This is a genomic window from Streptomyces sp. NPDC001219 (assembly GCF_053597915.1).
The window spans coordinates 76551-95488 of the sequence record NZ_JBSFJF010000011.1 but is presented as its reverse complement, the minus strand read 5'-3'; the positions used below and the strand labels follow the sequence as shown (position 1 = coordinate 95488).

The window sequence follows — 18938 nt, the reverse complement described above, 5'->3', positions numbered from 1 at the left end:
CCCATGGACATGCGCCCCACGCTTCTCGTCATCGCCCACGGCAGCCGCGATCCGCGGCACGCGGCGACCGTCTCCGCGCTCTGTGCGCGGGTCCGGGCGCTGCGGCCGGGGCTGCGGGTCGAGGTCGGCTACCTCGACTTCAACGCCCCCCGGGTGCCGCGGGTGCTGGAGCGCCTGTCGGCCGAGGGGGCGCGGGACGTGGTGGCGCTGCCGCTCCTGCTCACCCGGGCCTTCCACGCCAAGTCGGATATCCCGGCGGTCCTGCGGGAGGCGGGCGCGCGGCTGCCCCTGCTGACCATCCGTCAGGCCGAGGTGCTGGGCCCGTCCCCCCTCCTGACCGACGCGCTGGAGCGTCGGCTGGAGGAAGCCGGGCTGCGGCCCGGTGACCGACGCTCGACCGGGGTCGTCCTGGCCTCGGCGGGCTCCTCCGACCCGGAGGCGAGCGCAGTGATCGCTCACATCGCGCGGGAGTGGTGGCGCACCGCCGGCTGGTGCGCAGTGCGTCCTGCGTTCGCCTCCGCATCTCTTCCCCGCACCGCGGACGCCGTGCGGGCCCTGCGGGCCGAGGGCGTGCGGCGGGTGGCCGTCGCCCCGTACGTCATCGCGCCGGGATTCCTCCCGGACCGGATCGCCGCGGGTGCCCGTGAGGCCCGCGCCGACCTGCTCGCCCCCGTGCTCGGCCCGGCGCCCGAGCTGGCCCGTCTGCTGCTGCGGCGCTACGACGGGGCGGTGCGCGGGCACGCCCGCGGGGACCTGCCCGCGCTGAGCGCCTGACAGGCCCCCGGGGCCCGGTGGTTCAGCCCGCGGTGCGCAGCCAGACCGTGGTCCACGGCGGCAGCTCGTCGCCGGTGACCGGGGCGGAGCCGATCAGCAGCTCGCCGGGCGGCAGCGGCCGGGACTCGCCGGACAGGTTGCTCACGCACTCCCAGCCGCCCGAGCGGCGGAAGTGCAGGACGCCCCGGCCGGCCGCGGCCTCGTCGGCCCACTCCAGCGCCTCGTCGGCCACCAGCCGGCGGCGGGTGGCCAGCGCCGTGCGGTAGAGCTCCAGCGGCGCGGACGCCACCCCCTCCTGCGCCTCGGCGGACAGCTCGCCCCAGCCGGGCGGCTGCGGCAGCCAGGAGCCGCCGCTGCCGAATCCGTACGCGCTGCCCCCGCGCCGCCAGGGCAGCGGCACCCGGCAGCCGTCCCGGCCCTTGAGCCGGCCGCCGCTGCGGGTCCACACCGGGTCCTGGAGGCTGTCGCGGGAGAGGTCGGCGACCTCGGGCAGGCCCAGTTCCTCGCCCTGGTACACATAGGCCGAGCCGGGCAGTGCCAGCATCAGCAGGGTGGCGGCCAGGGCCCGGCGCAGGCCGAACTCCCGGTCCAGGACCGGCTCCCGGCCGTCGGAGAGCAGCCAGGCCTCCTCGTCGCGGCCGTCCGGGAGGCCGTAGCGGGAGGCGTGCCGGATCACGTCGTGGTTGGAGAGCACCCAGGTCGCGGTCGCCCCGGCGGCCCGCGCGTCGGCGAGCGCGCCGTCGATGGAGGCACGCAGCTCCGGCGCGTCCAGCGAGGCCTTGAGGAAGTCGAAGTTGAAGGCCTGGCCCAGCTCCTGCGGGGTGGCGTAGGCGGTGCGGCGGGAGCTGCGCACCCAGGCCTCGGCGACGGCGACCCGGGGCGGGTCGTACTCGTTGAAGACCTTGCGCCAGTCGCGGAAGATGTCGTGCACCTCGTCGCGGTCCCAGAAGGGGTGGCTGCCGTCCTCGGGCAGGTCGCCGGGCGTGTAGCCCTCGACGGTGCCGATGTCGCGGAGCGGTGCGGCCAGGTCCTTCGCCAGGCCGTGTGCCACGTCGACCCGGAAGCCGTCGACGCCGCGGTCGGACCAGAAGCGCAGGGTGGTGCGGAAGTCCGCGCGGACCTCGGGGTTGTCCCAGTTGAAGTCGGGCTGCTCGGGGGCGAAGAGGTGGAGGTACCACCAGCCGTCGGGCAGCCGGGTCCAGGCGGGGCCGCCGAAGCAGGAGACCCAGTCGGTGGGCGGCAGTTCACCGTGCTCGCCCTTGCCCTCGCGGAAGACATAGCGCTCGCGGGCGGCGGAGCCGGGCGCGGCGCGCAGCGCCTCCTGGAACCACGCGTGCTGGTGGGAGGAGTGGTTGGGCACGATGTCCACCATCACCTTGAGGCCCAGGCGGTGTGCCTCGGCGACCATGGCGTCGAAGTCGTCCAGGGTGCCCAGCCGCGGGTCGACGTCGCGGTAGTCGGCGACGTCGTAGCCGCCGTCGGCCAGCTCCGAGGGGTAGAAGGGGCTCAGCCAGACGGCGTCCACCCCCAGGGCCGCGAGGTAGGGCAGCCGGGAGGTCACCCCGGGGAGGTCGCCGATGCCGTCGCCGTCGGAGTCGGCGAAGCTGCGCGGATACACCTGGTAGACGACGGCCTGCCGCCACCAGTCGGTGGTGTCGCGGGCGGGGCCGAGGTGCTGTGCGGTCACGTGGAGGCCTTTCGGGGCGGTAGCGGACGCATGGGGGTACCTCCCAGAGGTGGCTGGGAGAGGGGTACGGCGCGGCGCCGGGCCGCGCCGGGTGCGGCGGGGCCGGTGGGGGCGGCCGGCACGGGGGCCGGGGTCATCCCTTCACCGCCCCCGAGGTCATGCCCGAGACGATCGAGCGGCGGAAGATCAGGACCAGGACGCCGATCGGCAGGGTGGCCGCCACGGCCCCCGCGAAGAGCGTCCCGTAGGGGACGGTGTACTGGCTGGTGAACAGGGCGATGCCGACCGGGACGGTGCGGTGCCCGTCCTCGCTGTTGAAGGTCAGCGCCAGCAGGAACTCCGACCAGGTCGCGGTGAAGGTGAAGATGCCCGCGGTGAACAGGCCCGGCCGGGCCAGCGGCGCGATCACGGTCAGGACGGTGCGCATCGGCCCGGCGCCGTCGACGGTGGCCGCCTCCTCCAGCTCACGGGGGATACCGACCAGGTAGTTGCGCATGATCCAGATGGCGAACGGCAGGTTGAGCGCGACGTAGGGCACGATCAGGCCCGCGTAGCTGTTGAGCAGCCCCAGTTGCCGCTCCAGCAGGAACAGCGGCACGACCAGCGCGATCGGCGGGAAGACGGACAGCATCAGCAGCGCGGTCATGAGGGCGCCGCGGCCGCGCATCGGGGTGCGGGCCAGGGCGTACCCCGCGAAGAAGGACAGTCCCAGCACCGCGATCGTCGAAACGGACGCCACCACCACGCTGTTGAGCAGATAGCGGCCGATGCCGTTGCGGATGAACGCCTCCGCGTAGTTGCCGAGCGTCGCGGACTCCGGCACCGGGCTCGGAGGGGCGGCGCTGATCTCGCCCGGTCCCTTGAAGGACGAGGCGAGCATCCAGTACAGCGGCAGTGCCGAGAGCACGACGATCGCCAGACCACCGAGGTTGACGGCGTTGAGGTACCGGCGGATTCCGGACGCCGGTGCGCGGCGGCTCATGCCCGCCCTCCTTCGTCGGCCTGCGTCCTGAAGACCCGCAGGAAGAGCAGACAGCAACTGATCACGATGACCGCGGTGGTGGTGGCGACCGCCGCGCCCCGGCCGATGTCGAGGTTCTGGAAGAGGGTCTTGTAGCCGAGGATCGCCAGGGACTGGGTGGCGGTGCCCGGTCCGCCCTGGGTCAGCACGAAGGGCAGGTCGAAGATGCCGAAGGCCTGCAGGATGCGGAAGAGGACGGCGATGGCCATGATCGGCCGCAGCTGCGGCAGGGTCACCCGCCAGAACGTCGTCCAGGCACCGGCGCCGTCGATCTCCGCCGCCTCATAGACGTCGCCGGGAATCAGCATCAGCCCGGCGAGGACGACGATGGCGACAAAGGGCGTGGTCTTCCAGACGTCGACCACCACCATGGCGCCCATGGCGGAGGCGGGCTGCCCCAGGATGTCCGGCTGGCTGCCGAGGACCTGCTCGAAGAGCCAGGTCAGCCCGCCGTAGGTGCCGTTGTAGAGGTAGCCCCACAACTGGGCGGCGACGACGTTGATCAGGGCCCAGGGCAGCAGCAGGACCGCCAGCACCCAGCCGCGGGCGGCCCCCAGCCGCTCCAGTACGAGCGCGGCCGCGGTGCCGAGCACCAGCTCCAGCAGGACGGTGACGACGGTGAAGCCGAAGGTGAACAGGAGCGCATGGCGCCATTCCGGGCTGCTCAGCACGGCGGCGTAGTGGTCGCCCGTCAGGGACGAGAGGCTGAACCCGCCGTATTCCAGGCGGACGTCGGCGAAGCTGAGCAGCACCGAGAAGAGCACCGGGAAGAGCGTCACGGCGGCGATGGTGAGCAGCGCCGGCGAGGCGAAGAGCCAGCCGGTGCGCGCGGGCCGGCGGCGGCTGCCCCGGGCCGGGCCGCCGCCGTGCGGTGCGGGTCCGTGCGGTCCGGCCGGGCGGGGTTCCGGGCGCCACGGGACGGTCACGGAGGAGGTCACGGCATTCACAGCGCCCTGCCCTCCAGCGCGGTCCGGATGTCGGCACGGGCCGCGCGCACGGCCTGGGCGGGCGTGGCCCGGCCGCCGGTCACGGCGTTGGCCTGGGTGTAGAGCGCCTTGCTGACCTGGGGGTAGTACGGGCTCTGCACCGGCCGGGCGACCAGCCGCAGTTCCCTGGCCCGCAGCAGCGTCGGGTCACCGGCCCGGCGGGCCTCCGGCCGGGTCAGGACGTCGTCGAGTGCCGGAATCACCCCGGCGTGCTTCAGCAGGATCATCTGTGCCTCTTCTCCGGCGCAGAAGCGGGCGAAGGCGACCGCGGCCCCGAGGTGGTGGGAGTTGGGATTGACGAAGTTGCTCCAGCCGCCGGCGCAGCTCACCCCGCGCGGACCGTCGCCGTCGAAGCCGGGCCGGGGGACGACACCGACCCGGCCGGCCACCTTGGAGGCCGAGCGGTCGGCCGCGTTGCCCCAGGCGTAGGACCAGTTGCGCAGGAAGACGCCGCGGCCGCCGGCGAAGGCGTCCTGCGAGTCCGCCTCCGCGTAGGTGGTGACCGTACGGGGCGAGACACCGGTCTCGGTGAACTCCCGCATCAGCGCGAAGGCCCGCTCCGCGCCCGGCCCGTTCAGCGCCACCTTGCCGGTTTTGTCCAGTACGGGCGCCTCGGCGTCGGCCAGGAACTCGGTGACGTTGCAGGTGAGCGACTCCGACACGGAGGCCTGCCAGAGGAAGCCGTACGCGGCGTCCCCGGCGCGCTGCACCTTGCGCGCGGTGCGCAGCAGTTCCTCCCAGGTGCGGGGCACCGGCAGGCCGTGCTTGGCCAGCAGGTCCCTGCGGTAGAAGAGGAAGGAGCTGTCGGTGTAGAAGGGCAGCGCGTACACGGCTCCGCGGTATTCGCTCACCCGCCGCAGGGCGGCCGGATAGTCCGCCCAGAAGTCCTTGGGCAGCAGTTTCTGCACCGGCAGGGCAAGGGAGTTGGCCCCGAACTGCGCGGGCCAGGTGGTGTCACCGAGGTAGACGTCAGGGGTGGGTGAGGCCCCCGCGAGCTGGGTGGTGACCGCGGCGCGGTTGCCGTCGGTGGCGCTGAGCGCGTTCGATTTCCGGACCCGGAGGTGCGGATAGCGTCGCTCGAAGGCGCGGATGATCAGGTCGGCCACCACCGGGCCGTCCCGGGAGGGGATTTCGGACACCCACCAGACGAGGGTGGCCGGGGTACGCGGGACATGGGCAGCCTGGGTCAGCAGGGTGTCCAGGGGCTTGCCCGCGCAACCGCTGGCGAGCCCGGCTCCGGCGGCGAGACCGCCCGCGAGCAGGGTTCTGCGGCTCAAGGCCATGAGTGCTCCTGACGTCTTGCCTGTCTTCGATGACAGCGCTTGCAGGCTAGAAGTGGCCTTGTCGCCAGGTCAACGGCTCGTGAACAACGGATTTCCCTAACGAAACTTCTGGCAACGCTGTCATCGTCCTTTTGTGCTAGCGTCCCGGCATGTCCTCAGCTCGGAGCGAGGCCACGATGGCCGATGTGGCCCATCGGGCGGGGGTTTCGGTATCCACGGTTTCGCGCACACTGCGCGGACTGTCGACGGTCTCGGACACCACACGCGCCCGCGTGGAGGAGGCGGCCCGCGAACTCTCGTTCGCGATCACCCGCAGCGCCTCCAGTCTGGTGACCGGCCGCACCGGACGGGTCGCCGTACTCACCCCGCACCTGGAGACGTGGTTCCTGAGCGCGGCGCTGGCCGGTATGGCGCCCGCGCTGCGTGAAGCGGGTCTCGACCTGCTGGTCTACAGCGTGGCCGATGTGCGCGAACGCGCCGACTTCTTCGACCGGTTGCCCGCCCGCCGCAACGCCGACGCCCTGCTCGTGGTGAGCTTCGCGCTGACCCCCGCCGAGCGGGCCCGGCTGGACGATCTGGGCATGCCCCTGGTCTTCGTCAGCCAGCACGCCGCCGGGCGCCCCAGCGTCTACGTGGACGACGCGGACGCCGCGCTGCGCGGCACCCGCCATCTGCTCAACCTCGGGCACCGGCGGATCGCCTTCCTCCAGACGTCCGACCGGACCGGCTTCGCCTGGAGCAGCAAGAACCGGCTCACCGGCCATCTGCGGGCCCTCAGCGAGGCGGGTGTGGAGCACGACGACGCCCTCGTGATGAGCGTGCCGGACTGGAAGGGCAGCGGGATGGGCGCGGCGGTGGGGCGGCTGCTGAGCCTCAAGGACCCGCCGACCGCGCTGTTCGCCGAGACCGACGACTTCGCGTTCCGGCTGCTGGCGGCGCTCCGGGAGGCCAACGTCCCGGTCCCCGGGCGGGTTTCGGTCATGGGCTTCGACAACCACGTCATGGCCGGGGTCCTGGGCCTGACGACGCTGTCCCAGCCCGCCGCCGAGATAGGCCGCGCCGCGGTCCATCTGGCCCGGTCGGTGATCGACGACTCCGACGGCGCCCACCAGCGTCATGTCGTCCTGCCGACCGAACTCGTCCCGCGCGGCAGCACCGCACCACCGCCCGCGGGGAGCTGACCGCCCGCGAAACCGCCTCGCGCCGGGGCGGCCGCGGCGCCACGATGAGGGCCCGGCGCGGGGACGAACAGGGGGCATGCGGGTGTCGAAGGCACAGGGATTCGTGTACGAGGAGCTGGGCGACGGAACCGTGGTGGTGCGGCATCACGGACGGCGGGCGGCGGTGGTGCGGGGTGACCGGGCCGAGCGGTTCCTGCGGGAAGTAGCCGCCGGTGACGCCCAGTTGGTGATGGCCCGGTGGACGGGCAACTACCGGCGGGGCAACGAACGGTCGGCGCGGCAGCACCCGAGGAACGCCCGCTGACGGTGTCGGCCGCCGGGCCCGCCACGGCGGGCCGGCCCGGCGCCGGACGACGGAAGCTGACCTAACTGACCTTGCTGACCGCCGCTGCCCCTTTCACCGGCGGCCGCCCCTCGACTGTCATGGGACCGCGCCTTGTTGGTGCGCCGCGCCGGAGACGACCTGGGGGAACTGATGCTGGACAAGAGTTACGTCGTGCCCTGGGAGAGGCGGGGCGGCCTGCCCGCCGACACCGAGGCGGCCGTGCTGGCCGAGTTGGTCCACGAGAGCACACCGCCGCCGGCCGGCGCCCGCCGCGCACGGTTCGAGCGCTCCTTCGCCGCGTCGGTCGGCAGCCGGCACGCGGTCTCGGTGGACAGTGGAGCGGCCGCCCTCCAGCTGGCCGTCCAGATGCTCGGTCTGGCCCCCGGCGACGAGGTGATCGCCACCCCGCAGACCCACCGGGCCACCGTCCAGCCGCTGCTCGACCACGACGTCCGGGTCCGGTTCTGCGACATCGACCCCACCACCCTCAATCTCGACCCGGCCGTGCTGGAGACGCTGATCACCCCGCGCACCAGGGCCCTGCTGCTGGTGCACTACGGCGGCTGCCCCGCCGAGATGGACACGGTCATGGCACTGGCACGGCGCCACGGCTTCCTGGTGCTGGAGGACTGTGTGCACGCGCTGGGTGCCCGCTACCGCGGCCGGAGCCCCGGGTCCCTGGCGGACCTCGCCGCCTTCAGCCTCCGCGGCGCCCGGACCAGCACCGTGCTCGGCGAGGGCGGTCTGGTCACCTGCGACCGGGACGACTGGGCGGAGCGGCTGCACCGGCTGCGCGCCCACGGCACGGACGTCCGGACCACCTCCCCCCGGCCGCAGGGGGCCGGACTGTCGGGCACGTACCCCACGGCCCTGCCGCGCGGCGGCGTACGGCGGTACGGCAGGGACACCACGATGCCGGACGCGGTCGCGGCCCTCGGGCAGGCCCAGCTCGCGGGGGCCGAGGCCGCCGGGGCGCAGCGGCGCGCGCTCGCCGGGCGGCTGGACGAGGTGCTGGCCCGCTACCCGTTCCTCACCCCGCAGTCGGCGCCCGCGCACAGCACACACGCCTACCACCTCTACACCTGCTTCGCCGGGCACCAGGAGCTGCGCGACCGGCTGGTCCTGGCCCTGGACCGCAGGGGCGTGGAGATCCAGCTGCGGTACTTCCCCCAGCATCTGCTGCCGCAGTGGCGCCACCGCGGTCATCTGCGCGGTGAGTGCCCGGTCGCCGAACGCAGCTGGTTCGAGCAGCACCTCAACCTGCCCTGCCACGCCTTCCTGACGTCCACTCAGCAGAGCTACCTCATCGAGGCGCTGGACGGCGCGCTGGCCGAACTGAACGGCGGGCCGCCGGCCCCGGCACCGGTGCCCGCGGGGGTCTGCGGACGGGGGTGACGGGGCCGGCGGGCCGGCGGTGGGGCCGTCAGCTCTCGGGGTGGTGGACGGCGAACACCGTGTACGCGTGCGGGTCGGGCGTCGCCAGTTCGGCCGCCTTGTCGCGGTAGACCTGGACATTGGGGTCGGCCATGGTCGCCTTGATGTCGGCCTTGCTGCGCCACTGGGCGTAGTAGACGAGCCGCTTGCCGTCGGTGCTGGGCAGGATGTTCACCGAGACGCACCCCGGCCGGTGCCGGATGAACTTCTCGGCGCCCTCGCTCAGCACCTCGGCCAGCTCCTGCTGGTGCTCGGGTGCGACCTCGAAGACGTTGATCATGGCAATGGTGCCGTCGTCGGTGCGGATGACGGTTTCGCTCATGGTGTCGTTCCTTTCGGGAGGGACGGGTAGCGCATGCGCCGCGCGGGACCGGCCGAGTGCCGGGCCGGTGGCGCATGCCGGGGTCCGCGTGGGCGGGTTCGCCCACGCGCGGGCCACCTCGACGGCCTGAGCCGGGTTGAGGCGGGGGTCGCAGTGGGACGCGTACGGGGACGGTCCGGCGGCCCGTGCGGCGTCGATGTCCGCGGGGTCGTCTCCCCAGACGCATTCGAGGACGTCGTGGGGCGTGGTTTCGAGGTGCAGCCCGGCGGGGGTGCCGCCGGCCCGGGTGACCGCTTCCAGGAAGGCCCGGACCTCGGCGATCACCGTCGGCACCGCCCGGACCTTCACACCGGCGGGCGAGGTGACGGTGTTGCCGTGCATCGGGTCGCACAGCCACCCGACGCGGTGCCCGGCCCGGCGTACGGCGGCGACCAGCGGCGGCAGCGCGGTGGCCGCCGTCCGGGCTCCCATACGGGAGATGAGCGTCAGCCGGCCGGGCTCGCGCCCCGGGTCGAGGCGGGCGCACAGGGCGAGCAGCTCCTCGGGCCGTGTCGTCGGCCCGACCTTGCAGGCCACCGGGTTGGCGACCTGCGCCAGCATCATGGCGTGCGGCCCGTCCGGCTGCCGGGTCCGCTCACCGATCCAGGGCAGATGGGTGGAGGCCAGCAGGGTGTTCCCGGTGACGGTCCGGCGCAGCAGGGGCAGTTCGTAGTCGAAGACCAGCGCCTCATGGCTGGTCCACACCGGTGCGCCGGTGGGCGGTGCCCAGGCGCTGGTGCGCTGCCGCAGACAGCTCACGGCGCGGAAGGCGGCGTGGTAGCAGTCCAGCATCCGGCGTGGATCGGCCCGCCGCGCGAGCGGCGTGGGTTCCGGAGCATTGACCAAGTGACCTCGGTAGACCGGGAGTTGCACGCCCTCGACGGCCTCGGTGGTGGCGCTGCGGGGCTTGGCGAACTGTCCGGCGATCCGGCCGACGCGTACCACCGGCTTGCCCGTACCGGCGGTCATCACCCCGGCCAGCGCGTCGAGCAGGCCGGCCTTCCGCAGGACCGCGGACGGTTCGCACTCCGCCGGGTCCTCGGCACAGTCGCCCGCCTGGATCACCAGGTAGTGCCCGGTCGCCGCCTCGGCGAGCAGGGTCCGCAACAGGCGGACCTCCTCCCAGGTGACCAGGCCGGGCAGCTGGGCGAGTTCGGCGCGCATCGCCGCGGCCTGGACCGGGTCGTCCCAGTCCGGCTGCTGCCGGGCCGCGGCGAGGTCCCAGGGGCAGTCCTCGTCGAGGTCCACGAAGGGGCCCTCGACGGTGAGCGAGGGCAGCGGGTGGCCGGGCCGGTGCGCCCCCGTCAGATGTGTCCTCCCGCCGGCCGGCGCCGGTGGTCTGCCGGCCGTCGCGGGGCTGGTGTGTTCCATCAGACCGGGGACTCGCCGGACGGCAGTTTCCTGGCCATCGTCAGCCCGTCCGCGACCGGCAGCATGACCAGCTGGACGCGGTCGTCCGTGCGGGCGTGCTCGTTGAACGCGCGGATGGCGGCGGGCTTCTCGCCCGGGTCCGCGTCGATCACCTGGCCGCTGAAGAGGGTGTTGTCGGCCAGCAGCAGCGCGCCGGGACGCAGCCGGGGCACCAGTTCCTCCCAGTAGCCGATGTAGCCGGGCTTGTCGGCGTCGATGAACGCCAGGTCCAGATGCGGTTCGGACGGCAGGGCGCGGAGGGTGTCCAGGGCGGGGCCGAGCCGCAGCTCGATCCGGTCGGCCACCCCGTCGCGGGACCAGAAGTCGCGGGCCAGGGCGGTCCATTCGGCGGAGACGTCACAGGTGATCAGCGAACCCCCGGCGGGCAGTCCACGCGCCAGGCAGAGCGCGGAGTAGCCGGTGAAGGTCCCCACCTCGACGATGCGGCGGGCGCCGAGCAGCCGCACGAGGAAGGTCAGCAGGGCGCCTTCCTCGGGCGCGACCGTCATATGGGCCTGGTCGGGGACGGCCGCTGTGGTGTGCGCGATCAGCTCGGCGAGGACCGGGTCGGGCGTCATCCTGCCCTGGGTGAGGAGATAGCGGTGCAGCTCGGGGGTGAGCGTCAGGTTCCTGGGGCCCAGTGTGTCGTTCCGTAACACGGTGGTCTCCTGAGTGGGTGTGGGACGGGCGTACGCCGGTTCGCGGGCGGGGCCCGGTGCTCAGCGGTGTCCGTCGCGGTCGGTGCGCCATGCGGCATAGGCACGGGCGACGGCCTCGGTCTCCCGGGGTATCCGGGCGGTGAAGGCCCGCAGGTCGCCGGCGCAGTGCAGTTCGAACCGGCGCCGCGGGGCCGGCCACCCGTGGTCCCGGACGAAGTACATGACCGTGGTGCCCTGCGGGCCGCCCTCGTGGGGGTTGTGGCCGCCCCCTTCCCAGAGCAGGCCGGCCTCGGTGCGCCAGGCGGTGACGAGGCGTTCCAGCAGCGGCGGGTCCGGACGGGGCACCACGAACGCGGTGTGCCGCTCGAAGTCGTGCGAGGCCTCCGTCTCCGCGACCCGCCGGTCGAACGCGGCGCCGTCACGGGGGAAGAGGAACACCTCCACCGCGGCGTGCCGCCGGCCGTCCGGTAACTCCAGGCGGAGCCGGGTGATGTGGACGGGGCACCCGGCCGGGTCGAGCCCGTGGCGTGCGCTCAGCCTCCGGCGCACCACGGTGCTCGGCACGGTCGGCAGCGGTGCCAGGCCGCGCCGCTCCAGGGAGCGCAGTCCGGCCGCGAGGGTGCGCGGGAACAGCAGCACGGCGCAGTGGTCGAACACGCAGTGCCGTTCGGTCAGCGAGCCGGCCTCGCCGCCCGCCACGACCGGTTCGAGGAGCGCCGGCGCCGACGCCGCCGAGGCGAGCCGGGCCTCGCGTATCGCCTCGTCCAGCCGCCGCACATCGGCGCCGGAGAATGCGCTGTCCCCGGAATGTTCCGCGGCCTGGTGCGGCCGTTCTTGTGCTTTACCGGAAGGGTGGGCAACGGACATCGATACCTCCTGTATCGGGGCCGTCGGCATTCTGTGGCGCTTTTCGTCCGCCCGGCAAGCCATAAGTGACCGGAAAAGGGGAAAGCGCGGGTTCCGCGTTCGCCGGACCCCGGAAACATACCGAACGGCCAGGGAAAACAAGGCACTTCGGTTTTTTCGATGGCGGGCATCGGCGGCACCGATCGGTGGGGTGGCAGCCCCTGACGACGCAGCCGTGAAGCGGAGGATCGCCCCTCTCTATTGAGATTTCTTTCGGCCGACGGGCCGGATGGCCTCGTTCGGTACGGCAACTACCCGCCGTTGGGCGCCAGTTGGACCCTGTGACGGTGATGGTTCGGCCGGCCCGATGGTCCGCATCGGCCGGACCGAACAGCGGTGCGCGAGGAAAGAGAAAAGGGCGGCCACCACCGGAATCCGGCGCCCTGAATAAGGGATTCTTATTGCGTCCCGCCGACTTCCCGGGATCAGGAATTCTTATCGGGCATTGTCTGGACGAGCCGTTCGTCCGCGTCCAGAATCCGAGCCGGAAAGGCAGTGACCGTTCGTTCCGCCGCAGACGGAGGATCTTCGTGCACGCTGGCCATCCGGAATCGACGACCACGTCGGTGACGTTCACCGAAGCTCTGGAGCGTGCCGCCGCCCGCCGTACGGGCCCCGCCGTGTGGGACGGGCTCCGGTGGCGGACCTGGCGCGACTGCCTGCTGCAGGCCGAGCGGACCGCCGCCGCCCTGCACCGGCAGGGGCTCCGGGCCGGTGAGGTGCTCGCCGCCCAACTGCCGGACTCCTGGGAGCTGGTGGCGCTGCACGCGGCCACCGCCCGGCTCGGAGCGGTGCTGTTGCCGCTGCACCGCGCCTACGGTGCCCACGAGGTGCGGTCGCTGGTCGAGCAGGCCGGGGCCGCCGCGCTGGTGGCGCGGGACACCTGCCGCGGCCGGGACCGCACCGGGGAGATCCGTGCCCTGCGCGAGGAGTGTCCCTCGCTGCGGCGGGTCTGGGTCGCCGAGGGCGGGTCCGCCGGCAGCGGTGCGCCGGGGCCGGAGCGCGCCGGGCTGCCGAGTTCGGCCGAGCTGCTGACCGGGGCACCGGACCGGGTCGCGGAGCTTCCGGACCGCCCGCGGGACCCCCGTACCCCGCTGCTGCTGCTCGCCTCCTCCGGGACCACCTCCCGGCGTCCGAAGCTGTGTGTGCACAGCCACGGCGGGCTGCTCGGCAACGCCGCCGCCGTCGCCGCGGACAGCGGTCTCGGCCCCGCGGACACCCTCGTCTCCGCGAGCCCGCTCAGCCATGCCTTCGGGCTGCTGTCGGTGCATCTCGCCCTGGTCGTGGGCGGCGCCGTCGGGCTGTTCGACGGATGGCATCCGCGGCGGTTCCTGGACGCGCTGCACGCCGCCTCGGCCACCGCGGCGTTCGCCGTACCGGCCCAACTGCGCGACCTGTGCGCCCTGTTGGACGACGAACCGGCCGTACGGGCTCCCGCCGGGCTGCGGGAGGTGCGCACCGGCGGCGCGCCGGTGCCGCGGGAGCTGGCCGAGGGCGTACGGCGGACGCTGGGCGCGCGGCTCGTCGTGCAGTGGGGGATGACCGAGATCGGTGCGGGGACCTTCACCCGCCCCGGTGACCCGCCCGAGGCGGTGAGCACCATAGGGCGGCCGGTGTCCGGCGGAGAGGTCCGGGTGCGGGGCCGGGACGGCGGACCCGCCGGGCCGGGCGAGACCGGGGAGCTCGAATACCGCAGCCCCTACATGTTCCACGGCTACTTCCGAGCGCCGGACGCGACCCGGGCCGCGCTGACCGACGACGGCTGGCTGCGCTCCGGCGATCTGGCCGTCCTCGACCCGGACGGTGCGGTGCGCTACCGGGGGCGGGCCGACGAGCTGATCAACCGTGGCGGTCTGAAGTTCAGCGCGCTGGAGGTCGAGGAGCTGCTCGACGACCTGCCGCAACTGGCGCAGCACGCGGTGGTGGGACGGCCCGATCCCCGGCTGGGCCAGCGCTCCTGTCTGCTGGCCGCGCTGCGCGAGGGGGCGCGGCTGACGCTGGAGGAGGTGACCGCGCACCTGTCCGGCAAGGGGCTCGCCACCTACAAGCTGCCCGAACGGCTGGTGCTCGTCGACCGGTTGCCGACCACGGTCACCGGCAAGATCGCCCGCGCCCGGCTCAGGGCGATCCCGCTGCCGCCGTCGCCCCCTTCGCCGGAGCCCGTTCCGCCGCCGTCCGTCGTACAGCCGCCCCTTGCGCAGTCGCGGCAGCCGGCCCCCGTGGCGCCGCCCGCGCCGGAGCCGCGGGCGGTGGAGCGGTGACCGGGGTACGGGCCCGCCCGCCGTCAGCCCGCCAGCTGCTTGCGCAGTACCGCCTGGAAGCCGGTGAGGTTGGGGTTGGTGGAGTTGCGGTCCAGCCAGGTCATGGTCACCCGGGTGCGCAGATCGGTGTCGCCGACCTCCACCACGGCCACCTCACCGCGGGCGGCCTGGCCACGCACCGAGATCAACGGCAGCAGCGCACAGCCCATCCCGGCCGCGACACACGCGCCGAGGGTGCCGATCCCCGACACCTCCGCGACCGGCTCCTTGGCCGGCGCGCCGCCGAACGAGCTGTCGTACATCTCCCGGAAGCCACAGCCCCGCTCGGTGGCCAGGAAGGACTCCCTGGCCAGCTCCTCCAGGCCGGCCCGCCCCCGGGCGGCCAGCGCGTGCCCCGGCGGCACGATCACCACCAGCGGCTCCTCGGCCAGCGTCTCGTGGCACAGGCCCGCGTCGGCGGGCGGGTCGCCGAAGGTCAGGCACAGGTCCAGGTCGCCCCGGCGCACCGCGCGGTACAGCTCGCCGCGGTTGTCCTGGCCCACCCGCACCCGCGCGTGCGGGTACAGCGTGCGGTAGTGCGAGAGCACCTCCGGCAGCAGGTGCAGGCCCACGGTCTCCAGCGCGCCGACCGCCAGTTCCGAGCCGGGCCGCGAGACCGCCCAGCGCGCCTCCTCCAGCAGCTTGAGGATTCTGTTGGTGTACTCCGAGAGCACCGACCCCTGCGGAGTCAGCCGAATCCGGCGCTGCGACCGGTCGAGCAGCTCGACGCCCAATTCTCTTTCCAGCGCCTGAATTTGGTCACTGACACTGGACTGCGCATAGTGCAGCTCGCGGGCCGCCTGTGTGACGCTGAGTGTCCGGGCCACCGTTTCGAACGTCCGAAGATGCCGTAACTCCACGACTTCGCCCCCCAGTTGAAGACCCATCGGCTGGGCCGATGACAACCATAGGACATTCCCGTCACCGGCACCGGCAATTCCCGTTCCGTGTCCGGTTCAATGATTTGGCCCGCCCGGCGAAGCGGATCAGGCGGCGGAAATGGCGATTCCGAAACCGAGGAGAACACATGGCTACGCAGGCGGAACCACAGCGGGCTTCCGTCGCCGACGCGGCACGGAGCGGTAAGCCCTCGCGCACCTTACTGACCGGCCTCTCGCTCGGTTACTTCATGGTCCTGCTGGACATGACGATCGTCTCGGTCGCGCTCCCGGCGATCGCCCGGGACCTGCACGTCGGGCTGAGCGGCCTGCAGTGGGTCACCAACGGCTACACCATCACCTTCGCCGCGCTGCTGCTCACCGCGGGCTGGCTGTCGGACCGCTACGGCGGACGGCGGGTCTTCCTCTGGGGCCTGGTGGCGTTCGGTGTGCTGTCCGGTGTCTCGGCGGCGGCGACGACCCTCGACGCGCTGGTGGTGCTGCGGCTGGCACTGGGCGTGGCCGGGGCGCTGCTGCTGCCGGCCTCGCTGGCCGTGATCACCAACGCGTACACCGACCCCGCGGAGCGGGCCCGGGCGGTGGGGTCCTGGGCGGCCATCACGGGTGCGGCGCTGGCGGCCGGACCGCTGGTGGGCGGGGTGCTCACCGACACGGTCGGCTGGCGCACCATCTTCCTGATCAATGTGCCGCTGGCGCTGGTCAGCCTGGTCATCACGGTGCGGCTGGCCCCGGAGACCGCGCGCAAGCAGCGCAGCGGCCTCGATCTGACCGGGCAGCTCAGCGGCGTCCTGGCGCTGGCCGCGCTGGTGTACGCGCTGATCGAGGGCCCGGAGAAGGGCTGGGCGGCCGCCGGGGTGCTGACCGCGTTCGCGCTGGCGGTGGTCGCTGCGGTGGTCTTCGTGGTCGCCGAACTGCGGGCCGGTGACGCGGCGATGCTGCCGCTGCGGATGTTCCGCAGCCGCGGTTTCTCGGCCGCGCTGGCCTCCGGCCTGCTCGCCAACTTCGGCCTGTCCGGGCTGCTGTTCGTGCTCTCGCTGTTCTTCCAGGACAGCCGCGGCTACTCCTCGTTCAGCGCCGGTCTCGCCTTCCTTCCGCTGACCCTGCCCACCGCCTTCAACCCGATCTTCACCGGGCGTCTGGTCGGCCGGATCGGGCCGCGCCGCCCGGCCACCATCGGCTTCGTCCTCATGGGCGCCGGCGCGCTGCTCCAGGCACCGTTCACCGGCGACTCGGCCGGTGCGCTGGTGGCCACGGTGGTGGGTCTGCTGGCGTTCGGCTTCGGGGTCTCCTTCGCGCTGCCCGCCCTGGTCGCCGGGATGGCCGGCTCGGTCCCGGCCGAGCTGGCCGGTATCGGCGCCGGGGCGCTCAACTCCGCCCGCCAGGTCGGCGCCTCGCTGGGCGTCGCCGTCCTGGGTGTGGTCCTCAATCTGGCCTCGTCCAACGCGGGCGGCACCCGCTGGGCGCTGGTCATCGGCGGGCTGGCCCTGCTGCTCGGGGCGCTGGTCGCCGGTACGGGGCTGCGCGGGCGCACCCCGTCACCGGCGCGCTGACGCCCCCGGCAGCGCCGCTCTGCCGTTCCGCCCCTACTAGGAGGAGCATTGGCAACCGCATCACCGTCCGCGGGTCCCCGGTCCGGCCGGCCGGGCCCGTGCCTGGACGGCGTCGACCATCTGGCCTTCGTCACCTGGCGGCCGCGTGCGACCCACGCGTTCTACACCCGGGCCCTGGGGATGCCCCTGGTGCACGCGATCACCGCGACGGGCTGGGTCACCGAGGACCACCCGGACTTCGTGCACTTCTTCTTCGACATGGGGCGGGGGAACCGGATCGCGTTCTTCTACTACTTCGGCCTGCCGGAGGAGGAACCGCCGAGCGACCTCATGCACCGCTCCCGGCACCTCGCCTTCCACGTCGACACCGAGGAGGAGCTGCTGGCCTGGCGGGACCGGCTGAAGGCGCACGGGGTGCGGGTCACCCGTCCGCTGGGCCACGAGCTGATCGAGTCGATCTACTTCGACGACCCCAACGGCATCCAGCTGGAGATCACCCGGCCGCTGCGCGAGATGTCGGAGACCGACGCCCGGGACGCGGAGCTGACGCTGCACGCCCTCAGCGACATCGCCGGGTCCCCGCAGCCCTCGGCGCAGGCGCTGTGGCAGCGGAAGGCGGAGCTGATACGGAAGAACACGGAGGTGGCGGGGGCGTGAGGCTCGCGGTGTACGTACTCGACGTGCCGGAGTTCGAACCCGTGGTCCACACCGCCGAGGCCGCCGGGATGGCGGCCCGGAGGACCGGGGACTACCTGGAACTGACCACCACGGAGCGCGAGATCACGCTCCGCCGCGAGGAGACCGGAATGCGCACCGCGCTGTGGCACGCCCTGCTGACCGGCGGGCTCGACGGCCGCATCGTCTCCTTCACCCCGGACGTGCTCCATCTCGCCCAGGAGGGCGCGTGAGCACCGCCGACGGGGCGGCGGCCCGTCATCCGGTGCTGGTCGTCGGCGCCGGCCCGGCCGGGCTGAGCGCCGCGCTGGCACTGCGCGCCGCCGGCCTGCCCGCGGTGGTCCTGGAGAGGCGCACCCGGGACACGGTCCGGCCGGGCAGCCGCGCCGCCTATCTGCACGGAGCGTCACTGCGCGCCCTGGAGGGGCTCAGCCCCGGGCTCGGCCACGAGATCGCCGGCCGTGGCCTGATGTGGGCCACCAAGCGGTCGTTCTGGGCCGGGCGGGAGATCTACTCCCGGACCTATCCGCCCCTGCGCCGCGACGGACTGCCGCCGTTCACCAGCCTTCCGCAGGTGTGCACCGAGGACCTGATGGCCGCCGCGTGCCGGGAGGCCGGGGTGGAGTTCCACTGGGGTGTGGAGGTGACCGCGGCCGAGAGCTCCCCGGACGGGGTACGGCTGGTGGACGCCACGGGCGTCAAGTGGGAGGCGGACTACGTGATCGCGGCGGACGGCTCGCGGTCGGCGCTGCGGTCCGCCATCGGCAGTCCCCTGGAGGGGCCGCGCTCCCGGAACACCTTCGTGGTGGTCGACCTGGACGACGACCCCGCCCATCCGGTGCCGCTGGAGCGGGTCTTCCATTACCAGCACCCGGGTGTCGGCGGCCGGAACGTCCTCATCGTGCCGTTCGCGGGCGGCTGGCGGGTCGATCTCAACCTGCGGGTGAACGACGTCCCGGAGCGGTTCGTCTCCCCGGAGGGGCTGCGCCGCTGGATTCCCCGGGTGCTGCCCGCGTCGTACGGCGAGCGGGTGCGCTGGGTGTCGACCTACCGGTTCGCCCAGCAGGTGGCCGCGGCCTTCACCGACGCGCACCGCCGGGTGCTGCTGACGGGTGAGGCCGCCCATCTCTTCGCCCCGTTCGGCGCCCGGGGCATGAACTCCAGCATCCCGGACGCGATCCGGGCGGTGCGCGCCGCCCAGGAGGCGCTGTCGGCCCGCGATCCGGGCGCGGCCGAGGCGGAGATCGTCCGGTTCGGCCAGGAGCGGAAGGAGGCGGCCGGCTACAACCGGGCCTGCGCGAGCACGGCTTTGGAGCACATGCTGGCGCACCGCCCCTCGGTCCGGCTGCGGCGGCGGGCCGCCGCGGCCGTGGCGACGGCCGGGCTCCGGGCGGGGGCGTGGCTGGACTCCGCTCCGTACGGCCCGAAGCTGGCGGCCCGCGGGGCGGCGCGGAGCGGCTACTGACCGGACCGGCCCCTTGCCCGCG

Annotated in this window: 17 protein-coding genes; 9 read left to right on the top strand and 8 right to left on the bottom strand. The window is 73.4% G+C overall.

Annotated elements, in window-relative coordinates:
* Nucleotides 1-3 precede the first annotated feature (3 nt).
* Nucleotides 4-774 carry a sirohydrochlorin chelatase gene (locus ACWC9R_RS09750; protein WP_450730040.1) on the top strand — a complete coding sequence of 257 codons (771 nt, stop codon included), beginning with the start codon at nucleotides 4-6 and terminating at the stop codon, nucleotides 772-774.
* Between the two features lie 22 nt (nucleotides 775-796).
* Here the strand turns inward: ACWC9R_RS09750 and ACWC9R_RS09745 are convergent, their stop codons facing one another.
* The 4 genes from ACWC9R_RS09745 to ACWC9R_RS09730 form a co-directional block, all read right to left on the bottom strand.
* Nucleotides 797-2461: a glycoside hydrolase family 13 protein gene (locus ACWC9R_RS09745; RefSeq protein ID WP_450730038.1), complete on the bottom strand. Its 1665-nt coding sequence runs from the start codon at nucleotides 2459-2461 to the stop codon at nucleotides 797-799.
* 133 nt (nucleotides 2462-2594) lie between these two features.
* Nucleotides 2595-3443, bottom strand: coding sequence for a carbohydrate ABC transporter permease (locus ACWC9R_RS09740; RefSeq protein WP_450730036.1), 849 nt, complete (start codon nucleotides 3441-3443; stop codon nucleotides 2595-2597).
* A complete protein-coding gene (locus ACWC9R_RS09735; protein WP_450730034.1) occupies nucleotides 3440-4420 on the bottom strand; it encodes a carbohydrate ABC transporter permease in 981 nt (326 codons plus the stop codon). Before ACWC9R_RS09735 ends, ACWC9R_RS09740 begins: the two co-directional genes overlap by 4 nt.
* 5 nt (nucleotides 4421-4425) lie before the next feature.
* Nucleotides 4426-5751, bottom strand: a complete 1326-nt coding sequence (locus tag ACWC9R_RS09730) for an extracellular solute-binding protein (protein ID WP_450730033.1) — start codon at nucleotides 5749-5751, stop codon at nucleotides 4426-4428.
* A gap of 149 nt (nucleotides 5752-5900) precedes the next feature.
* Here ACWC9R_RS09730 and ACWC9R_RS09725 point away from each other — a divergent pair, with 149 nt between their 5' ends.
* From ACWC9R_RS09725 to ACWC9R_RS09715, 3 genes are all read left to right on the top strand, one after another.
* The gene (locus ACWC9R_RS09725) at nucleotides 5901-6932 is read left to right on the top strand and encodes a LacI family DNA-binding transcriptional regulator (protein WP_450730032.1); all 1032 of its coding nucleotides are present in this window, start codon (nucleotides 5901-5903) and stop codon (nucleotides 6930-6932) included.
* Between the two features lie 76 nt (nucleotides 6933-7008).
* Nucleotides 7009-7236, top strand: a complete 228-nt coding sequence (locus tag ACWC9R_RS09720; RefSeq protein ID WP_450730030.1) for a hypothetical protein — start codon at nucleotides 7009-7011, stop codon at nucleotides 7234-7236.
* Nucleotides 7237-7407: 171 nt separating this feature from the next.
* Nucleotides 7408-8652 (top strand): DegT/DnrJ/EryC1/StrS family aminotransferase, encoded by a 1245-nt coding sequence (locus ACWC9R_RS09715; protein WP_450730159.1) that lies wholly within the window; start codon nucleotides 7408-7410, stop codon nucleotides 8650-8652.
* 28 nt (nucleotides 8653-8680) lie between these two features.
* Here the strand turns inward: ACWC9R_RS09715 and ACWC9R_RS09710 are convergent, their stop codons facing one another.
* From ACWC9R_RS09710 to ACWC9R_RS09700, 3 genes are read right to left on the bottom strand one after another with little or no spacing between them, the layout of a single operon-like run.
* Nucleotides 8681-10423 carry a 3-deoxy-7-phosphoheptulonate synthase gene (locus ACWC9R_RS09710; protein ID WP_450730028.1) on the bottom strand — a complete coding sequence of 581 codons (1743 nt, stop codon included), beginning with the start codon at nucleotides 10421-10423 and terminating at the stop codon, nucleotides 8681-8683.
* A complete protein-coding gene (locus tag ACWC9R_RS09705) occupies nucleotides 10423-11121 on the bottom strand; it encodes an O-methyltransferase (protein ID WP_450730026.1) in 699 nt (232 codons plus the stop codon). Before ACWC9R_RS09705 ends, ACWC9R_RS09710 begins: the two co-directional genes overlap by 1 nt.
* Before the next feature lie 60 nt (nucleotides 11122-11181).
* Nucleotides 11182-11988 carry a hypothetical protein gene (locus ACWC9R_RS09700; RefSeq protein ID WP_450730024.1) on the bottom strand — a complete coding sequence of 269 codons (807 nt, stop codon included), beginning with the start codon at nucleotides 11986-11988 and terminating at the stop codon, nucleotides 11182-11184.
* A gap of 569 nt (nucleotides 11989-12557) precedes the next feature.
* Here ACWC9R_RS09700 and ACWC9R_RS09695 point away from each other — a divergent pair.
* The gene (locus tag ACWC9R_RS09695; protein WP_450730022.1) at nucleotides 12558-14288 is read left to right on the top strand and encodes a class I adenylate-forming enzyme family protein; all 1731 of its coding nucleotides are present in this window, start codon (nucleotides 12558-12560) and stop codon (nucleotides 14286-14288) included.
* A gap of 23 nt (nucleotides 14289-14311) precedes the next feature.
* Here the strand turns inward: ACWC9R_RS09695 and ACWC9R_RS09690 are convergent, their stop codons facing one another.
* Nucleotides 14312-15214, bottom strand: a complete 903-nt coding sequence (locus ACWC9R_RS09690; protein WP_450730020.1) for a LysR family transcriptional regulator — start codon at nucleotides 15212-15214, stop codon at nucleotides 14312-14314.
* A 140-nt stretch (nucleotides 15215-15354) separates the two neighbouring features.
* Between ACWC9R_RS09690 and ACWC9R_RS09685 the strand changes: the two genes are divergently transcribed.
* From ACWC9R_RS09685 to ACWC9R_RS09670, 4 genes are read left to right on the top strand one after another with little or no spacing between them, the layout of a single operon-like run.
* The gene (locus ACWC9R_RS09685; RefSeq protein ID WP_450730018.1) at nucleotides 15355-16776 is read left to right on the top strand and encodes an MFS transporter; all 1422 of its coding nucleotides are present in this window, start codon (nucleotides 15355-15357) and stop codon (nucleotides 16774-16776) included.
* Nucleotides 16777-16824: 48 nt separating this feature from the next.
* Entirely contained in the window at nucleotides 16825-17433 is a 609-nt protein-coding gene (locus ACWC9R_RS09680; protein ID WP_450730016.1) for a VOC family protein, read from the top strand.
* Complete coding sequence (locus tag ACWC9R_RS09675; protein ID WP_450730014.1) at nucleotides 17430-17684, top strand: hypothetical protein; 255 nt, start codon at nucleotides 17430-17432, stop codon at nucleotides 17682-17684. The genes ACWC9R_RS09680 and ACWC9R_RS09675 overlap by 4 nt, the downstream gene beginning before the upstream one ends.
* Nucleotides 17681-18916 (top strand): FAD-dependent monooxygenase, encoded by a 1236-nt coding sequence (locus tag ACWC9R_RS09670; RefSeq protein ID WP_450730012.1) that lies wholly within the window; start codon nucleotides 17681-17683, stop codon nucleotides 18914-18916. Before ACWC9R_RS09675 ends, ACWC9R_RS09670 begins: the two co-directional genes overlap by 4 nt.
* Nucleotides 18917-18938: the final 22 nt, after the last annotated feature.